The organism is Chitinophaga vietnamensis (assembly GCF_902167635.1).
In the GTDB taxonomy this organism is placed as follows: Bacteria; Bacteroidota; Bacteroidia; order Chitinophagales; family Chitinophagaceae; genus Chitinophaga; species Chitinophaga vietnamensis.
In genome coordinates, this window is sequence record NZ_CABHMS010000003.1 from 588,538 (window position 1) to 607,521 (window position 18,984).

Here is an 18,984-nt window from a genome sequence, read left to right on the forward strand (position 1 = left end):
CCGCGTTGTTTCTTCTCGGCAGGGCGGAGCGAATGGAACATGATTGCGTTGCTTGCTTTCATGATCATTCTATCAACCTATATGCGAACTAAAAATTTGATGCATGTTCAGGGAGGTTATTAAAACAGTACCCGGGTTCTCAGGCCGAGGATGTTTACCGGCCCGCGATCCTTGTTGTATGCGGGATGCAGCACGAATTGGTAATCCGGGCTTAAAGCAATATGGAGCCGGGTAATATTTAATTGATAGAAGATTTCAGCGATCATTTCCGGTGAATAGTTGAGACGACCATCACCCACCATGAAGCCTGCACCGCCGGCAGCGAGGTAGCGTTGGTGATCTTTGGAGATACCATTTGCCACGAATGCAATGCCTGCATTGTCCTGCGCACGGCGCCAGGAGCGGCCGTTCTGTAGCCAGCCTGCACTGATCGTTTGATCAATTTCCGTATAGGCCCAGGTTTCATTACGGCCATCATTCCAGGAGGCCTTGAGGAAGGCGCCGCCATCTTTGGTGAACTTCTGATCCATGTTGATGCCAAAGCCATATTTGGTGCGGCCATTGTGGCGCGTGGCTGTAACGTCAACAGAATCCAGCTTGATAGCCTGCAGGTAGTTGCCCATCGGCGCCTGGTTCAGGAAGGCCATCACGCGGATATTCCCTTCATATTCATGTATTTTATGTGTATGCGTCAGCTCTATTAGCTGGCCATTAGATTTGCCATAATCATAGTTGAGCGCAGGACCGTTGGCTGTCTTGGGTTCCAGCGAAGTGGCAGCTTGCAGCATCCAGTTATTCTTGCGGTACTGTATGGTGAAAGCTACAGTATAACCACGTACATCGGCAGGGTAGTCCCAGGCTGCATTAGTTACGAGTGCCCAGTTGAGGAACTGGGTGCGCGGGTCATGGCTGTAGGCATTCAGGTCGAAAAAGTCGGACAGGCAATACTTACCTGCGATGAAGCGGAGATAATGCAATGGCCTTTCTCCGGCTACGTTATTCAGGTCGTCATCGCTCTTTTCTGTTTCATGGCCTAACGGCAACGTGTATACGCCATAAGCCCTGGCGAGGTATATCGTTGGTTCGGAACTGCCCACACGGAAGGTTTCACCATTCGGGAAGCCTGCGATACCGGTGGCGCGGCTTAAACCCTTGCCCCCGGACAATTCGGGGTTGATATATAGTTCGAGGTTTTTTAATGGGCGGACGCCTGCATAAAAAGTGCTGGTAATGGAAGTGGCGCCAGGCTCATGGGGAACGAAACTGTTGACACCACTGTATTTTGCCTGAAAGTCAGGATGCCATTGCGTTACCAGCGTTTGCTGGAAATGAAAGGTATATAGTCTCAGCGTATCTGTCTTTGCCTGTGCCAACAGGTGAGCAGTGCTCACGACCAGGAGGCCTGTTAGAAAGAATTGCTTCATTGCGGCGGTTTAGTCTTTTAGTGCGTCGTAAATCGGCAACTGGTTTTTAGAAATTACTTTTTCGTCAGATTGCAAGCCGGAATCGAGATAGGTGGTATCGCCGGCGGTTTGTGATACCTCTACTTGCCGGAGCGCTACATTGAAGGCATTTTTGAATACCAGTACATAATTCTTGCTATTATCGGAAATCACCGCACCAGAGGGCACGGCTATTTTTTCATCGTTGCTTTTGTATTTTACCGCTGCGGTCACCGCCATGGCGGGTTTCAGCAGCATATGCCTGTTGTCGATCGAGATCCTGACCTGTGTGATTTTGGCGGTATCAGCACTATCGTAGATCTTCTCGATATGACCATGGAATAACTTGCCGGGATAGCTGGCAGTGGTGATATCTGCATCAGCTACCTGCCTGATCCAGTTTACATCCTTCACAGCTGCATCTACCGTTACCCAGGTTTGCGTTTTGTTATCTTGCACCTTACCGGAGAAGCGCTGCTCATGCTGTATGGCGAGCCGCCGCGCGGTATCTATGCGAATGTTCTTCAACATGGTATCGCTCAATACAAAGGTGCTGTCTTCAGTATCTTCAAATTTAGGATGCTTGCAACTGCTCCATATAAGGGTAGCGAACAGTAATAAGGTGAGGAGAACGAACGGGCTGGCGTATTTATCCGATCTGATAAATAAGTGCCGACGATTCATAGTTCGCATAATGCCCGGTTTCATCCGGCAAAAGTCATAAAGCAAGCTTAAACCTGTCTTTAATTGCGATTAAAATGAAATTAAAATTGATTTGAAACGGCTTCAAGGTGAGGCAGGATCACAGTGAAAGTGGTGCCTTCATTAGGATTGGAGGTAACGGTAATATGGCCCTGGTGTATCTGCACGATCTTTTTGCAGATCGACAGCCCGAGGCCATGGCCGCGGGTTTGGAGGGCATTGTGCCCACGGTAGAAAGGTTCAAATATCTTGTTGATCTCTTCAGAAGGTATCCCGATGCCATTGTCTTTTATCTGTACAGTGATATACTGGGTGAAGAAATCAATATATACATGCGCGGTATTATTCCGGGAGAATTTAAGGGCATTGTCTACCAGGTTCACGAAGAGCACTTTCAGCAGGCTCTCGTTGCCGTAGCAGGTTACGAGCGAGTCGTTATCAGGCAGTTTGTTGAACTGGATATCGATCCTGGCGTTGCCGCGCTGTTTCAGGCGGATGATATTGGCGAGATCCATCAGCAGCTCATCAATGCGCACATTGCGCAGCACGAATTTTTCGGTCTGCATCTCTGACTGCGCCAGCTGCAACAGGCCATTGGTGAGGTCGGAAAGGTTTTCGGCATCTTCCAGTACGGAGGAGAGCACACCCTGGTATTCCTCTTTACTGCGCTCTTTACTGAGGGTTACCTGCAGCTGGCTGATCATGGAGGCCAGCGGCGTGCGCAGTTCATGCGAAGCGTTGCTGACAAAACTTTTTTGCAGGTCGAATGATTCGCTGAGGCGTTGCAACATGGTGTTGAAGTTGGCGCCCAGCTTGGCAATTTCATCTTTCCCTTTCACGGCCACCTGCCGGTCTTGCAGGTTACTGGCATTGATGCTATCTACCTGTTGCACCAGTTTGTCGATCGGTTGTACCATCTTGCGCGCGAAAAAGATGCCTACGCCCACCAGCAGTACCAGCGCGGTGATCAGCTCCAGCAGCAGGATACGGCTCAGGTTCTGCAGGTTCTGAAACCCGTATTTATCAAAGGAAGAGACGATCACAATCACCGACACGTTATCTTCTGTATAGACCACGCCTACCATCTCCTCACTGCCATTGTCGATCGTATATAGTTTGTGTTGCCTGATGTAGTTGAGCAAACTGCGATGCGTGCGGATGGTCGTATCTTTCAGATTACTGTAGAGCAGATCGTAATTGGTATTATATACGAGGATGGATTCCCGGTAGAGATCCTGGAAGGTGGTCCTGTCGAGCTTCCGCAATAGGTCCACCTGAATGTGGCCATCTTCGATGATCACGTTGGCGATGGATTTGGCGCGGTATTCCATGCGCTCGCGGTATTCCGCCCTGCGGGATTTGGCAGAGAAATAATAGGCCAGCACGGCAAATGCGATCAGCATCAGCGTGGCCGACAGCGTATAGTAAATCGCTATTTTATATTTGATCTTCATGCAGCAGGGCAGGAGCGCGCTTATTCTTCGGAAAGATAATAACCCATGCCGGTTTTTGTATGGAGGAGTTTATTGTCAAAGTCTTTGTCGATCTTCTTTCTCAGGAAGTTCATATATACTTCGATCACGTTGGTGCCGGTGTCAAAGTCAATATCCCAGACTTTTTCCGCGATGGTGAGTTTGGATATTACTTTCCCTTTGTGCAGCGCGAGAAATTCGAGCAGTTGGTATTCTTTGGCGGTGAGCGCGATTTTTTTGCCGCTGCGCGATACTTCTTTTTTCTCGCGGTCTATCTCGAGGTCGGCGATCACGATCTTGTATTGCGTGCTGTGCGGGGCGTCGGAGCCGGCGCGTTTCAGGAACACGCGGATGCGGGCCAGCAGCTCGCGGAAATCGAAAGGCTTCACCAGGTAATCGTCGGCGCCCAGTTCAAAGGCTTGCATTTTATCTTCCATGCCGCCGAGTGCAGTGAGCATGATCACGGGTACGCGGTTATTTTTGCGGCGGATGACCTCACAAAGTTCATAGCCATTGCTATGCGGCAAATTGAGGTCGAGGATCACCAGGTCGTAATTATTGGTGCCGGCAAGACTTTTACCCATGCGGCCATCATAGGCCACATCTACGTCAAAGCCGTTTTCTTCGAGACCTTTCTTTACTGCATTCGCTACCTTCACTTCATCTTCTACGACGAGAATTTTTTGCATGATGCTGCTTTTTAACTTACCAGGGCTGCTTCCAGCTGCATGATCTTTTCAAACAATTCTTCGTATTGTTGGTTCGCTCTTTCCAGAAATTTCTGTACGTCCTGGTATTCGCTTTCCACCTGTGCGAACCGGGTTTTATCGCCGTAAGTGGCAGGATCTCCCAAACTGGCTTCCAGGCTGGCTTTGCGCTCTTTCAGGCTGGCCAGCTGGCCTTCTACCTGGGAGAACTGTTTCTGTTGTTTTTGCAGTTCGCGTTGCACTTCTTTATTGATGGCGCCTTTGGGAGCCGCAGCAGGAGCGGCGGCCGGGCGGGTATCTTTTTTCGTATCTGCGTTCGCGTTATTGCCACCTGTAGGCGTTGATTTTACTGCCTGCTGTTGTTGTTGCTGTTGAAGGGCCATACGTTTTTTCCATTCTTCCCATTCTGCGTAGGTGCCTTTAAATTCCTTGATCTCACCGTCAACGATCTCCCATATCTTGTTGGCGGTCTGGCTCACGAAATAACGATCGTGCGAAACGAGCACCAGGCTGCCTTCGTACTTGGCGAGGGCATCGATCAGCATTTGCACGGAGTTCATGTCAAGGTGGTTCGTGGGCTCATCGAGCATGAGGAAGTTGGCCTGGCTGATGATGGTTTTCGCCAGCGCCACGCGGGCTTTTTCGCCACCGGAGAGGATGCGTATCTTTTTGAAAACGTCGTCGCCGGTAAAGAGGAAGCAACCGAGCAGCTGGCGCAATTCCAGTTCGGTGCGGCCACTGCCGGCATTTTTAAGCTCGTCCAGTATTTCGCTGTTAAGGTCGAGCGATTCCAGCTGGTGCTGTGCATAGAAGCTGGTTACTACGTTATGGCCGGGAGTGCGTTCGCCCTCAAAAGGTTCCATGCCGCCGATAATGCGCAGCAGCGTGGATTTACCCTTACCGTTGGCGCCGATCAGGGCGATCTTGTCGCCACGGTTGATCTCCGCGCTGGTATTTTTCAGGATCACATTGTTCCCGAAACTTTTGCTCACGTTAGTGAGGGTGGCAAGTATCTTACCGGGTGTTTTATCGATGGTAAAGTTGATCCGGATCTTGGAAGGGCCATTATCTACCTGTTCCACACGTTCCAGTTTATCCAGGCGTTTCATGATACTCTGTGCCTGTGCGGCTTTGGAGGCTTTGGCTTTAAAGCGTTCGATGAAACGTTCCTGCTGGCGGATATAATCCTGCTGGTTTTCGTATGCGCGTTGCTGCATTTCGCGGCGCAGTTCTTTTTCCACTTCATAGTCGGCATAGGTGCCGGCGTAATGATGCAGCTGTTGCTGGTATACCTCCACGATCTTGTTCACCATGCGATCGAGGAAGTAGCGGTCGTGCGAAACGATGATCACGGCTCCATTGTAGCCGATGAGGTACCTTTCCAGCCATTCGATGGAGGGGAGGTCCAGGTGGTTGGTGGGCTCATCGAGCATGAGTACATCGGGCTGCTGAAGGATCAGGCGGGCGAGGAGCACGCGCATGCGCCAGCCTCCGGAGAACTGGCTGTAGGGGCGGTCGAGATCGGCGGTGCTGAAGCCAAGGCCTTCCAGTACCTGGGCGGTCTTGTGTTTCATATTATAGCCGTCGAGCGCTTCAAATTCATGGAGTTTGTCGCTGAATTCGTGCAACAGCGCGTCGCTCTGGTGTTCTTCCAGTTCTTTGGTGATACGCTCGATATCTTTCTCCAGCTCCAGCGCTTTGCCAAAGGCCATCATACCCACGGTGAGGATAGATTCGTCTGTCTCAAAGCTGAGCAGGTCCTGGTTAAAGAACCCGATGGTAACGTTCTTGCTTTTATTGATACTGCCTTTTGAAACAGAATATTCGCCATTGATGATGCGCAGGAGTGTTGATTTGCCTGTTCCGTTCAACCCGATGAGACCTACGCGGTCGCCGGGTTCAATGTGCCAAGAAGAATCTTCCAGTATCACCCTGGAGCCAAACTCGAACGTAATGTCCTGTATACCTATCAACATAAAAAATGAAAACTTGAGTAAAACGTGCAAAGATAAAGATTATAAGGATAATTAAGAGATTATCATTACAATGCATGACAATTCCTTTAGTTTTGTTGCACAAATAAGGAACTATGAATTTGAAAGTATGCGTACCTGCGGGGTTATTGCTCGTTACGGTGTTGTTTTCCTGCCAGCAGCAGGCGCCGAAACAGGAGGAGCATTCGTCCGCATCCACAGCGGCTTTGCAGGCGCCCTATAGCCAGGTCTATTACGATTCCCTGCAATCGGCCATGAGTGCCTATCACCAGTTAACCGCCGCTTTCGTGAAATCCGACAGTGGTGCAGCGTCGCTTGCGGCGGCCGTGCTCCGGCAGCATATCGACAGCCTCCCGGTGCAACTCCTGCAGATGGATAGCGCCCGCCTCAGTAACATTACCGGCATCAAAGGGAGTATCAGCGCCGAGCTCACAGGCCTCTGCGGCGAACCTTCCCTCGATGGCAAACGCGCTTCCTACCAGATGGTATCTGATATGCTCTACGACCTGGTGAAAAACACCGGCCTGAAAGGCCATACACTTTATCATCAGTATTGCCCGATGGCATTCGATGATAAAGGGGCCTACTGGCTCAGCGACAAGGCTGGTATTGAAAATCCTTACTTCGGCAGCAAGATGCTCCATTGCGGAGAAACCAGCGATTCGCTGATCTACAAATAGATGATGGCGCAGTAAATCGTAGCGGAGAAAATTTCACAAATACATCAAACAGGAAATTTTTTATGGTGTAATTTTTGTTGCATCTTTTCCCCGATTTACGATTTACTGTATAACCATATCTTTGTATGAATAACATATTCGCGGCTATTCTATTGCTACTGGCATGCCTGGTGCATACAGCGAGCGCACAACACTACACTATCAGCGGATATGTGAAAGACAGTACCAACGGCGAATCCATGCCAGGCGCCACTATCCACGTTCAAAGTACTACTACCGGCGTGCAAACCAATCATTACGGATTTTATTCTCTCACCTTGCCTGCGGGCGATTATCAATTAGAAGTTACTTTTCTCGGTTATCAACCACGTACCGTGTCGGTATCTTTACATAGCAGTGTGATGCAAAATGTGGAAATGCTGCCGCGGTCGTATCAGGCGAAGGAGGTCGTGATTACGAGCGACAAAAGAAAAGATGCCAATGTCAAGAACACGGAAATGGGAAAAGTGGAGATGGCCACTTCCCATGTTAAAAAGCTGCCTGCCCTGATGGGAGAGGTAGATGTGTTGAAAGCCCTGCAACTGATGCCGGGCGTGCAGGCCGCGGGCGAGGGCAATGCCGGTTTCTATGTGCGTGGTGGCGGCCCCGACCAGAACCTCATCCTGCTGGATGAGGCGCCAGTATACAATACCGGCCACCTTTTCGGATTTTTCTCGGTGTTCAATTCCGATGCCATCCGTAGCACCACTTTGATCAAAGGCGGTATGCCTGCAAACTATGGCGGCCGCCTTTCCTCTGTGGTGGACGTTTCCATGAAAGAAGGTAACAATAAGGAATGGCAGGGAGAAGGCGGACTGGGCTTGATCGCATCACGACTATCGCTGCAAGGTCCATTGAAAAAAGATAAGGCTTCCTTCATCGTATCGGCCCGCCGTACTTATATTGATCTTGTCACCAAGCCCTATGTAAATGGAACTTCGTATAAGGGTTCGGGTTATTATTTTTATGATCTGAACCTGAAGATGAATTATATTTTTTCAGAGAAAGACCGCCTTTACCTGAGTGGTTACCTGGGAAAAGATGTGTTCAATTTCAACAGCGGCGACCGCACCTTCGGTATCAATATCCCCTGGGGCAATACCACGGCCACTTTGCGCTGGAACCACGTATTCAGTAAAAAACTCTTTTCCAATACTTCCCTCATCTACAATAAATACCAGTTTGAATTTAATGCGCTGCAGAAAAATTTCAGGGTCCAGTTATTGTCTGGTATCAGCGATGGCAATGCCAAACTTGATTTTGATTACTATCCTGGCCCTAAACATCATATCAAGTTTGGCGGTAACTACATCTTTCACCAGTTCACACCGTCTACCGTCAGCGGAGGGCAGGATACCACGCAGTTTAAGCCAGACAACACTTTCCGGAAGTATGCGCATGAAGCCGGGTTGTACATCATGGATGATTGGGAGATATCGCCCAGCTTGCAACTGAATGCCGGCTTACGTTACAGTGGATTTATGCAGATCGGGCCTTATACCCGGTATACTATGGATGCTTCGGGTCACAAAACGGATACTGTCACCTATCGCAAATGGGAGCCGGTACGCCGCTATGGCGGCCTGGAACCCAGGCTGATCCTGCGTTACGCCTGGAACAACAAAAACTCCGTGAAGGCATCGGTAACGCGCAATTACCAGTTCATTCACCTGGTATCCAATACAGGAACTACTTTACCTACAGACGTATGGGTGCCGAGTACTTACCTGGTGAGGCCGCAGATATCCTGGCAGTATAGTGCAGGCTATTTCCGCAATTTTAACGATAATACCTGGGAAGCCTCTGTGGAAGCGTATTACAAGGAGATGTCCAATCAGATAGAATACAAGGAAGGGTATACGCCTTCTTTAAGAGATCCGGAGCAGGATTTTGTTTTCGGTAAGGGAAGATCGTACGGACTGGAATTGTTTGTGAACAAACGGAAAGGGCAGTTCACCGGTTGGATTGGCTATACGCTGGCCTGGGCCTGGCGGCAATTTCCACAGCTGAACAACGGTAAGGAATTTCCTGCGAAATACGACCGGCGTCATGATCTGTCGCTCGTAGGTACTTACGATATCAATAAAAGATGGACCTTATCGGGCGTATTCATTTTCGGATCGGGTAATACCACTACCTTACCGGAATCTTTTTACTTTATGGAAGGCACGCTGGTGCAGGGTTACGGGCAGATCAATTCTTACCGGATGGAGGCTTACCATCGTCTCGACCTGGCGGCAACGTACACGCCTATACCGAAAAAACCGAACCGGCGCTGGAGGAGCAGCTGGTCGTTCTCTATCTATAATGTATACAACCGGAAGAATCCGTATTTCCTCTACTTCAAGCAGGAGGGTGGTGTGTTAGATGGAGCAGTGAAGGTATCGGCGAAGCAGGTATCGCTATTTCCGATCATACCTTCAGTAACATATAACTTCAAGTTTTAAAAAATAGGACAGACAATATTGGAATGCTACAGGAAGACAATGTTAGCGGGTTATGAAACGGTATTGCCCAGATACTTGTGTATCAGGTAGAGGCCTCCGAGAATGGTGAGCACACAGGTGATCACATTCAGGTGCAGGTTGGCCTTGATGCTGCTGAGATCTTTGGCAATGTTGGTTTCCAGTTTGCCGATACGGTCTGTGAAGCCTGTCTCCATTTTTGACATCAAAAGCAGTACATCATGAATATCGTCCTTGGTTGCGATTTTTTTGCTGTCTTCCTTGGTAAGAAAATCAGCAGCAAGGATGCGAAGCTCCTCTTTAGTTGTTGCGCTGCAACTATCGCCCAGCGTACTCACAAGATGCCTGGCTTTGTCGTCGGAAAGATGCAGGTCATTCCGGAAAATGTCGTAAAGCTCTAAACGTGCTTCCATTCTGGTCATATTGTTTTGGTTAAGAATAAACAATGTTGTTAACCCTTTGCCTGTCTGCATTTCCAGGAATTGGTGTGGAGAATTGTTGGTTTTTCTACCACGAATGTCTGTCAATATTTTCGATCTGCAAAACGCCTTTTTCGCCAGAATATTGGCTATCTCTCAAGACTATACGAAAAGTACTAAAACGATAATTCCCTCTACAGTACTGATTTTGAAGAGATCAATCTGTAGAGGGAATTATCAGTATGAAAGAAAATAATCGGAAAAATTATTGTGCGGAGAACTTTGTTCTGCGTTTTTTGCGCAACCATTTGTTGCCTTCATAACACAGCCATGCGCTGCCAGCGCCTACCAGTGCGCCTCCCAGCACATCGCTGGGATAATGCATGCCCAGTTCCATGCGGGAGTATCCTACCGCGCCCGCCCAAACGAAGGCAGGTACTGCGATATACCATTTCTTGAATTGCAAGGTAAGGCTGGTAGCCGTTGCAAAAGCAATACTGGCGTGCCCGGAAGGGAAGGAATAGGGCTCCGCTTTCTGCTTGCGAACAATGAAATCATATTTGTCGTAAGGGCGCTCGCGGTTCACCACCCTTTTGAGTACAAAGGCGGCGCCTGCGGCTACTATCTGGGTGGCAGCCAGCTGATAGGCCGACCATTTCAGGGAACTGTCGTGCCTGATCAGTCCGGCCGTAAACAATCCCGCTGTGGTAGCGATGCTGAGCGGATAAGTACTTTCAGTCAGGAACTTGCAGGTTTGATCACCATGCGTACTTGGGCCATTAATGGCGTCCAGCAAATTGATATCTATGTTTTGTGCCTGGCCGGTACGCGCCGCCAGCAACAGGATCCCCAACAGGAGGTAACGGAACAGATGATTTTTTTGCATGGCGCAAATATAATGCAGTTGCATCATCGGCGACTATTATGTTTCGCGGAAAAATACTTAAATTACAAATTCTGAAATGCAAAAGGCTGTTTGCTAAAAGTGAATAGCTATATTTGCAACCATTTTATAAAGGAAATATAGCGCATGTAAAAACAGATGGCGCTAACAGTAAAACGTATGATAAATATCACTTTTCCGGATGGTGCAGTACGACAGTATGAACAAGGGGTAACTGCATTGGACATTGCTAAATCCATCAGCGAAGGATTGGCACGTAAGGTATTGGCAGCAAAAGTTGACGGGCAGGTAATCGATGCCACCCGCCCGATCACAACGGACGGCACGCTCCAACTGCTTACGTGGACGGACACGGATGGCAAAGCTACGATGTGGCATTCCTCCGCGCACCTGATGGCCGAAGCCCTGGAAGCCCTGTATCCGGGCGTGAAACTGGGTATTGGCCCCGCTATTGAGAACGGATTTTATTATGATATAGACCTGGGTGGAAGAACGATCACGGATGAGGACCTGAAAAAAGTAGAAGCTAAAATGGTGGAGCTGTCCAAACACAACAGCGTTTACCAGCGTAAAGAGGTGAGCAAGGCCGACGCCCTGAAATACTTCACAGAAAAAGGTGATGAATATAAACTGGAACTGATCAACGATCTGCAGGACGGTTCCATTACTTTCTATACCCAGGGCGGATTTACGGACCTGTGCCGCGGCCCGCACATCCCTAACACCGGCTTCATCAAAGCGATCAAGCTCACCAACATCGCCGGCGCTTACTGGCGCGGGAATGAAAAGAACAAGATGCTTACCCGCATCTATGGTATCACATTCCCTACGCAGAAAGAACTGGATGAATACCTGACCCTGGTGGAAGAGGCGAAGAAGCGCGACCATCGCAAGCTGGGCAAGGAACTGGAACTGTTCACCTTTTCCGAAAAGGTGGGCCTGGGCCTGCCTATGTGGCTGCCAAAAGGCGCGCTGCTGCGCGAACGTCTGCAACGTTTCCTCCAGGAAGCCCAGATGGCCAGCGGATACCTGCCTGTGGTAACGCCGCACATTGGTAATAAAAACCTGTACGTGACTTCCGGTCACTACGAGAAATATGGTAAAGACAGCTTCCAGCCAATACATACGCCGGAAGAAGGCGAGGAGTTCATGCTCAAACCTATGAACTGCCCGCATCACTGCGAACTGTACAAAGCGTCGCCGAAATCGTACAAGGAGCTGCCAGTGCGCTTTGCAGAATTTGGTACCGTATACCGCTATGAGCAACATGGCGAACTGCATGGCCTCACCCGCGTAAGAGGATTTACTCAGGATGATGCGCATCTTTTCTGCCGTCCCGACCAGGTAAAAGAAGAGTTCATCAAGGTGATCGACCTGGTACTTTACGTATTCAACAGCCTGGGCTTTACCAATTACACCGCACAGGTATCGCTGCGCGATAAAGAAGACCGCGCCAAATATATTGGTACAGATGAGAACTGGGCGCTGGCTGAACAGGCGATCATCGAATCCGCTGCGGAGAAGGGCCTCCCTACAGTAGTGGAATACGGCGAGGCTGCGTTCTATGGCCCCAAGCTCGATTTTATGGTGAAAGACGCCCTGGGCCGCAAGTGGCAACTGGGTACCATCCAGGTGGACTACAACCTGCCGGAGCGTTTTGAACTGGAGTACATTGGCGCCGATAACCAGCGTCATCGTCCGGTGATGATCCACCGTGCGCCATTCGGCTCACTGGAGCGCTTCATCGCCGTGCTGATCGAACACTGTGGCGGTAAGTTCCCATTGTGGCTGGCGCCTACACAGGTGAAGATCCTGCCGATCAGCGACAAGAGCCAGGCTTACGCAGAAAAAGTAGCAGAATTGCTGAAAAAAGCAGAAATTCGCGCTGAGATTGACGACAGGAGCGAAAAGATCGGTAAAAAGATCCGCGAGGCCGAGCTGGCAAAAATCCCGTATATGCTTGTCCTTGGCGAAAAAGAAGCTGCCGACAACCTCGTGGCGGTTCGCCGCCAGTCGAAAGGAGACCTGGGAACCATGACCCTTGAACAGTTCACCGCAGTGGTGAACGAAGAAGTGGTAAACAGAAAACCATTCGAATGATCCTTATAAATGTGGAAAAAAAGTATATAAAACTTCGAACATTACAGATTTCGGGTATGTTAATTGCTTGAATTTTTCACATTACATTTGTATAGAATTGTTTTTGGTCCATGGAAGGTATGTGGACCATGGACTATGGCAATTATTTAATTAACTTTTATTTTTTTAATGCAAAACAGACCCAAACCAAGTTTTAACAACAACAACCGGGGCAGAAACCCCAATTTCCGCAGGGAACAACAACAAGAACACCGTACTAACCGGATGATCCGTGTACCAGAGGTGAGACTTGTAGGCGACAATGTTGAGGTAGGCGTCTACAGAACCGAAGACGCACTGCGCATGGCAGAAGAGCAGAGCCTCGATCTCGTGGAGATCTCTCCCAACGCCGTTCCGCCTGTTTGCCGTATCATCGACTATAATAAATTCCTCTACGAAAAGAAGAAGAAGGAAAAGGAAATGAAGGCCAACGCTCACAAGAGCGAAGTGAAGGAAATCCGCTTCACGCCTAATACCGACGATCACGACTTCGACTTCAAAGCCAAACACGCTGAGAAATTCCTGAAAGATGGTAACAAGGTGAAGACCTATGTGCAGTTCAAAGGCCGTGCTATCATGTTTAAAGAGCGCGGTGAGCTGATACTCCTGAAATTTGCGGAAAGACTCGCCGAAGTAGGCGGACTGGAAGGGATGCCGACGATGGAAGGCAAGCGCATGATCGCGATCTTCGCGCCTAAATCAGCGAAGAAGAAAGAAGGCAAACCCAAGGAACCTAAAGAAGCCAGAGAACCCAGAGAGCCAAAAGAGCCGCGTGTTGCTGAAAGCAAACCGGAAGATAACGCTTAAGCGGGCAGGTAATATTCTTGACAAGAAAAGCAGCATAGCAGGGGTTATACCTGCTGTGCTGCTTTTTTATTGACTGATCTCTTTCAGCACCTTCTTTGCCCTTGACCTGAAACCCGCGCTGGGATTGTGTTCCAGCTGGTCTTCTATCAGCAGTATAATTTCGTTCCGGATATCGGGATAGTCTTTGGCCAGGCGGGAGAGTACCGTCATGGAGAAGGCTTTCACTGCCGTGGGCGATTCGGGCGCTTCCAGAAATTGAAAGCAGGCATTCATTAAAGTGCCATGCACCGTTTCCGGGATGGGCATGAACTGAAACAGCCGCACAATATTTCGTGTAACCGCCGGCGTTAGTCCGGGCGTTCCGAGCATGGCTGCCATCTCCGGCAGGTATGGCGCTACAAGGGCAGGATGTGCTTCGGCTACGAAATTCACGATCCTGGCGGCGCGCTGCACCACGCGGTATTCGTCGTGCAGGAACAGCTGCATCAGCGCGGCAAAGCGCTGCGGATCGTTGCCGATCCACGCGGCGATACGTAGCGACTGCTCCCTGGAAAATTCTTTTAATATTTCTGATCTCAGCTGCATACGGGCAGCAAGTTAAAGCGCAGGCGCCTAATGTACAAATGTAGCATGCTCTTCGAGGTAGCGAAGCGCTTTTCCGCGCATCCGCTCAATATCTTCGGCTAATACCGGCACATCGGTTTCCTTGCCCATATCGTCCCAGATCCTTAGCTGGATGTATTCTTCGAACAGCGGATCATTGCGGAAGGTGATGGCTTCGGCCTCTGTCATAGGGCCGCCCTGGTGTTCGAGCGTTTTCTTGCTGGCTTCGGAAAGCGTATCGTAGTAGGCGCTGTCGGTGTAAGTGAGGTAACGTTTGGCTGCTACGTGGCTGGCAACGAGCATCACCATTCTCTCCGGAAAGCCGCGCTCGGTGAGGTATTTGGCGCCGAGGTGGTCGTGGGCACGGGTACCGTATCCTTCCATCTGATCTTCATTCTCAAAGAAATGCCCGATATCGTGCAGGAAGGCGGCCAGCACCATTTCATCGTCAAAGCCGGCGCTTTCTGCTATCAGCGCAGCCTGCATCATATGCATGAGCATCGATACGTTTTCGCCGTACTCATGATGGCCAAGGGTTTCATACAGTGTGAAGATCTCGTTTACGACCTGTAAAGCCTGGTTATTCATTTTCGTATATTGATGAGGGTTATATGACCCTTTCAAGTTCGGTAATAGTTATGAAGATGTATAGGGGCTTGTATTAATTAATCTTTAAGAAGTGGAGGGCTCTAAGAAAATTCTAATAGCGCCATCTCATGCCGCCCCTGCAATTTTCTCTATCTTTGCGCTTTACATCCATTCAAATCTGAACAATTGCTGAAAAGAGAACTGCGCGTCATTCTTTGGTCGCTGGCGGTGAGCTTTATACTTACCGGGGCCAAGTTTGCAGCTTACTTTATGACCCATTCTGTAGCTATCCTGTCGGATGCGCTGGAATCCATTATCAACGTGGTCGCTGGCGGTTTTGCGAGTTACAGTATTTATCTTGCGGGCATGCCCAAAGATGAGAACCACCCTTACGGGCATGGCAAGGTCGAATTTTTCTCGATAGGCTTTGAAGGCGCCATGATCTTTTTTGCGGGCATCCTCATCCTGGTGAAGGCGGCGCAGTATTTTATCTTCCCGCGGGAGCTGCACCAGGTGGATAGCGGTATCTGGGTACTGGGCATTACCACTGCGGCCAACCTCTTACTGGGCCTCTATCTCCGGCGTTCAGGAAAAGAATTGTCTTCCCTCACCATTACCGGCAACGGGCAACATATCATGACAGACGTATACAGCAGTGCCGGGCTGATCGTAGCCCTGTTGGTGATTCACTTCACTGGCTGGAACTGGCTGGACCCCCTTGTATCTGTGGTGATGGGCGTGCTCATTCTCATCAATGGTTATAAGCTGATGCGCCGCTCTATCTCAGGTCTGATGGACGAAACGGATATGCAGGTGATAGACAAAGTGATCCGCATACTGGGCGCGCACCGGCGCCCCAACTGGATCGATGTACATAACATGCGCATGCAGCAATACGGCAACAATTATCATATCGATTGTCACATTACATTGCCTTATTACCTGGAGTTAAACGAAGCGCATGAGGAGATGAAGCGCGTGGAAACTCTCGTGAATAAAGAGTTTGACAATGCCGATGTAGAATTTTTCATTCACATGGATCCTTGCATCCCATCTTGTTGCCACTATTGTTTAAAATCGGAATGCCCGGTGCGCAGTCATCCTTTTACCGGCGAAATTGCATGGTCGAGAGAGAATGTGCTGCCTAACCGTAAACACGGCGCATAATAATTAGGGATTACGAATTAAGAATTACGGCCCGCCATGTGCACACATGGCGGGCCGTAATTCTTAATTCGTAATCTGTAATTATTTATTCTTCTCCTGCTTCTTCACCGTCGCCGTGGCCGATGATCTCGCGGATAGGTTTTACGGCCTGATAGATACCGCGGTTGTATTTATTGCCGAGGATGATAAGGGTGGTGCTGTCTTGCACAAAGCGATAGAACACGGTATTGTTGCCGTGCCACCAGCCGTTGTGATAGACAATATTTTTTGAGCTGTCGGGGTATACCATGAGACGCCAGCCGAGGCCATAGTTGCGGACGCCGGGCTTCTCGTGGCTATACGGCGTATAGGCGGCTTTGAGCGTTTCAGGTTTCAGCAGTTTGCCGGAATAGAGCGCCTGGTCCCATTTGAGCATATCGCGGGCGGAGCTGTAGATGCCTTTGTCGCCCATCACGCCATCAAAGTAGGTATCAGGTTCGAGTTGCCCGTTGTATTTGTGGCTTTGCGTCTGATGCGCGCGTGCGGCGGTATTGGGCGCATATACAAAGGTGTTGTGCATGCCCAATGGTTCAAAAAATGTTTGCTGCATGAAGTCAGCATATTTTTGTCCGCTTACTTTTTCAATGATAGAGGCGAGCAGGAGATAGTTGGTATTGCAATACTGGAAATGCGTATCGGGCAGGTGTTGGATCGGTGGTTTGTGCGCTTCCATGAGCCGGATCACTTCATCATTGGTGATGAATGCTGCCTGATCTTTCCAGAGGCTGTCGCAGAAATAAAGGTAGTTAGGCAGGCCACTGCGGTGGGTCAGGAGCATTTGTACGGTGATGCCTTTGTAGGGGAACTCGGGAAAAAATTTTTGTAAGGAATCCTGCAAAGACAGCTTCTCATGATCCGCGAGCCATAGCACAGCGGCGCCGGTAAAGGTTTTGGACACAGACGCCATTTGGAAGGAAGAGCTGTCGATGATGGCTGTTTTGCTCCGGAAATTTTCGAGGCCATGATATTGTTCAAAGATGATCACACCTTTGCGGGCCACGATCATGGAGCCATTGAAGCCGGTTCTTAAGAGCTTGTTATGATAGAATGCATTCAGGTCCTGCTGCATCTGCAATGTACGCGGTGCGTGGAGGATTGCTTCTTTCTCTTCGGCCGATAATCCTAATGTATAGACAGAACTGTCTGTAACGGCCATTCTCTTTTCTGCTGCTGCCCTGCGAGCGGCGTTGCTTTGGCAACTTGTCGATATTGTTACAATCCCTGCAATCGTGATGAGGATACTTACTGCTTTCAATCGCTTCATTGAAGTTGTGACTACTTATAATTCAAAATTACGCTCCAAAAAACTAAGCGCTAAATTTATAATCAATGTGATAGTTTGCCAAATAAAACATCCCCTCCAGCCTGCTTTTAACCTGTTTTTAAGCCGAAAGACTAAATAAGTTTCAAAAAAAGACGGCCTGCGCCTGCTTTTTTTGATAATATCGAATTTGAAAGGGTGAGTATTTGATTATTCCGGAACATCGAGTAGGTTTGTGCCTTGTTTTCCCCGCGTAATCAGCAATTATTAAGCCAATTGCATACTAAAGAAATACATATAATTCTTAATAATATTATGGACCAGCAAAAGTTGACAAGTTATCCGAAGGAGAAGATCAGTATTTTATTATTGGAGAACATCAGTGATGCCGCGATGGCCGAGTTCACATTGGCAGGCTACAAGGTCCGCAAGTTGTCGGGGGCGCTGAGCGAGGCCGATCTGATCAAAGAAATCAAGGATGTGCATTTGCTGGGTATCCGTTCGAAAACACAGGTAACGCGCAAAGCATTACAGGCCGCCAAGAAACTGCAAGCCATTGGCTGTTTCTGTATCGGTACCAACCAGGTAGACCTGAAAGCCGCTACAGAGGCGGGTGTGGCCGTATTCAATGCACCTTATTCCAATACACGTTCTGTTGCCGAGCTGGTGATAGGTTTGTCGATCATCCTCATCCGCCGTATCATGGACAAGAACATCGCCGCACACAACGGCGTCTGGATGAAAGAGGCCACCGGCAGCTATGAGCTGAGAGGCAAAACACTCGGCATTGTCGGCTATGGTAACATCGGCAGCCAGGTGAGCGTGCTGGCGGAAGGCATGGGCATGAACGTGATCTACTACGACGCAGAAACCAAGCTGCCACTGGGCAACGCGGTGCAGTACAAATCTCTCCAGGAACTGTTTGGCGAGGCGGATATCATCTCCCTGCACGTTCCTTCCAATAAATCAACGGCCAATATGATCAATGATGAAACCCTTTCCTATGTGAAGAAAGGCGCCATCTTTATCAACTATGCCCGTGGTGAAGTAGTGGACCTCGATGCGCTGAAACGTGCGCTGGATAAAGGTCAGCTCTCAGGCGCCGCCATCGATGTATTCCCGGTGGAGCCGGAAAAGAATGGCGCCGCATTTTCTTCGCCGCTGCAAAAAATGTCCAATGTGATCCTCACGCCACACATCGGGGGCAGCACCGAAGAAGCGCAGCATAATATCGGGCTGGATGTGAGCAGCAAATTGCTTAACTATCTCGAGAAGGGCGCCAGCTTTGGTTCTCACACGGTGCCTGCGATCAGCGTACCGGCGATCGAGCACACGCACCGTATCCTGCATATACACGAAAACGTGCCGGGCGTATTGTCTGCCATCAATACGGCATTGTCTGAAAACAAGATCAATATTCTCGGGCAGTACCTGAAAACAAATGAACAGATAGGTTATGTGGTGCTGGACGTAGACAGGCAGCTGTCGCAGGAAGCAGTGGCGCTGTTGAAGAATGTGAAGCACACGATTAAGACGCGTTTGTTGTATTAAGATAG

The 18,984-nt window shown here is 49.4% G+C and carries 16 protein-coding genes; 6 read left to right on the plus strand and 10 right to left on the minus strand.

Annotated features, from left to right (window positions below; translation table 11 throughout):
• Window positions 1–119 precede the first annotated feature (119 nt).
• From FPG75_RS10490 to FPG75_RS10510, 5 genes are all read right to left on the minus strand, one after another.
• Complete coding sequence (locus FPG75_RS10490) at window positions 120–1,424, minus strand: carbohydrate porin (protein WP_143306728.1); 1,305 nt, start codon at window positions 1,422–1,424, stop codon at window positions 120–122.
• Window positions 1,425–1,433: 9 nt separating this feature from the next.
• Entirely contained in the window at window positions 1,434–2,135 is a 702-nt protein-coding gene (locus FPG75_RS10495; RefSeq protein ID WP_161596752.1) for an efflux RND transporter periplasmic adaptor subunit, read from the minus strand.
• Window positions 2,136–2,206: 71 nt separating this feature from the next.
• Window positions 2,207–3,598: a HAMP domain-containing sensor histidine kinase gene (locus FPG75_RS10500; RefSeq protein WP_143306730.1), complete on the minus strand. Its 1,392-nt coding sequence runs from the start codon at window positions 3,596–3,598 to the stop codon at window positions 2,207–2,209.
• A 20-nt stretch (window positions 3,599–3,618) separates the two neighbouring features.
• Window positions 3,619–4,305: a response regulator transcription factor gene (locus FPG75_RS10505; protein WP_143306731.1), complete on the minus strand. Its 687-nt coding sequence runs from the start codon at window positions 4,303–4,305 to the stop codon at window positions 3,619–3,621.
• Between the two features lie 11 nt (window positions 4,306–4,316).
• Window positions 4,317–6,299, minus strand: a complete 1,983-nt coding sequence (locus tag FPG75_RS10510) for an ABC-F family ATP-binding cassette domain-containing protein (protein ID WP_143306732.1) — start codon at window positions 6,297–6,299, stop codon at window positions 4,317–4,319.
• Window positions 6,300–6,412: 113 nt separating this feature from the next.
• Between FPG75_RS10510 and FPG75_RS10515 the strand changes: the two genes are divergently transcribed.
• Both FPG75_RS10515 and FPG75_RS10520 read left to right on the plus strand, forming a co-directional pair.
• Window positions 6,413–6,997 (plus strand): DUF3347 domain-containing protein, encoded by a 585-nt coding sequence (locus FPG75_RS10515; protein ID WP_143306733.1) that lies wholly within the window; start codon window positions 6,413–6,415, stop codon window positions 6,995–6,997.
• Window positions 6,998–7,122: 125 nt separating this feature from the next.
• The gene (locus tag FPG75_RS10520; protein ID WP_143306734.1) at window positions 7,123–9,483 is read left to right on the plus strand and encodes a TonB-dependent receptor; all 2,361 of its coding nucleotides are present in this window, start codon (window positions 7,123–7,125) and stop codon (window positions 9,481–9,483) included.
• Between the two features lie 50 nt (window positions 9,484–9,533).
• Here the strand turns inward: FPG75_RS10520 and FPG75_RS10525 are convergent, their stop codons facing one another.
• Complete coding sequence (locus FPG75_RS10525; protein ID WP_143306735.1) at window positions 9,534–9,923, minus strand: hypothetical protein; 390 nt, start codon at window positions 9,921–9,923, stop codon at window positions 9,534–9,536.
• 262 nt (window positions 9,924–10,185) lie between these two features.
• Window positions 10,186–10,806: a phosphatase PAP2 family protein gene (locus tag FPG75_RS10530; protein WP_143306736.1), complete on the minus strand. Its 621-nt coding sequence runs from the start codon at window positions 10,804–10,806 to the stop codon at window positions 10,186–10,188.
• 177 nt (window positions 10,807–10,983) lie between these two features.
• On the opposite strand from FPG75_RS10530, the gene thrS reads away from it, so the two are divergent.
• Window positions 10,984–12,924, plus strand: coding sequence for a threonine--tRNA ligase (thrS, locus tag FPG75_RS10535; protein WP_143306737.1), 1,941 nt, complete (start codon window positions 10,984–10,986; stop codon window positions 12,922–12,924).
• Between the two features lie 168 nt (window positions 12,925–13,092).
• The gene (gene infC, locus FPG75_RS10540; protein ID WP_143306738.1) at window positions 13,093–13,770 is read left to right on the plus strand and encodes a translation initiation factor IF-3; all 678 of its coding nucleotides are present in this window, start codon (window positions 13,093–13,095) and stop codon (window positions 13,768–13,770) included.
• 66 nt (window positions 13,771–13,836) lie between these two features.
• Here the strand turns inward: infC and FPG75_RS10545 are convergent, their stop codons facing one another.
• Window positions 13,837–14,355 (minus strand): hypothetical protein, encoded by a 519-nt coding sequence (locus FPG75_RS10545; protein WP_143306739.1) that lies wholly within the window; start codon window positions 14,353–14,355, stop codon window positions 13,837–13,839.
• Window positions 14,356–14,382: 27 nt separating this feature from the next.
• The gene (locus tag FPG75_RS10550; RefSeq protein ID WP_143306740.1) at window positions 14,383–14,961 is read right to left on the minus strand and encodes an HD domain-containing protein; all 579 of its coding nucleotides are present in this window, start codon (window positions 14,959–14,961) and stop codon (window positions 14,383–14,385) included.
• Between the two features lie 186 nt (window positions 14,962–15,147).
• Here FPG75_RS10550 and FPG75_RS10555 point away from each other — a divergent pair, with 186 nt between their 5' ends.
• Window positions 15,148–16,128 carry a cation diffusion facilitator family transporter gene (locus FPG75_RS10555; protein ID WP_143306741.1) on the plus strand — a complete coding sequence of 327 codons (981 nt, stop codon included), beginning with the start codon at window positions 15,148–15,150 and terminating at the stop codon, window positions 16,126–16,128.
• An 85-nt stretch (window positions 16,129–16,213) separates the two neighbouring features.
• Here FPG75_RS10555 and FPG75_RS10560 read toward each other — a convergent pair whose 3' ends face one another.
• Window positions 16,214–17,431, minus strand: coding sequence for a serine hydrolase domain-containing protein (locus FPG75_RS10560; protein WP_236652761.1), 1,218 nt, complete (start codon window positions 17,429–17,431; stop codon window positions 16,214–16,216).
• Between the two features lie 312 nt (window positions 17,432–17,743).
• Here FPG75_RS10560 and serA point away from each other — a divergent pair, with 312 nt between their 5' ends.
• Entirely contained in the window at window positions 17,744–18,979 is a 1,236-nt protein-coding gene (gene serA, locus FPG75_RS10565; protein WP_143306742.1) for a phosphoglycerate dehydrogenase, read from the plus strand.
• The last annotated feature ends 5 nt before the right edge of the window (window positions 18,980–18,984 follow it).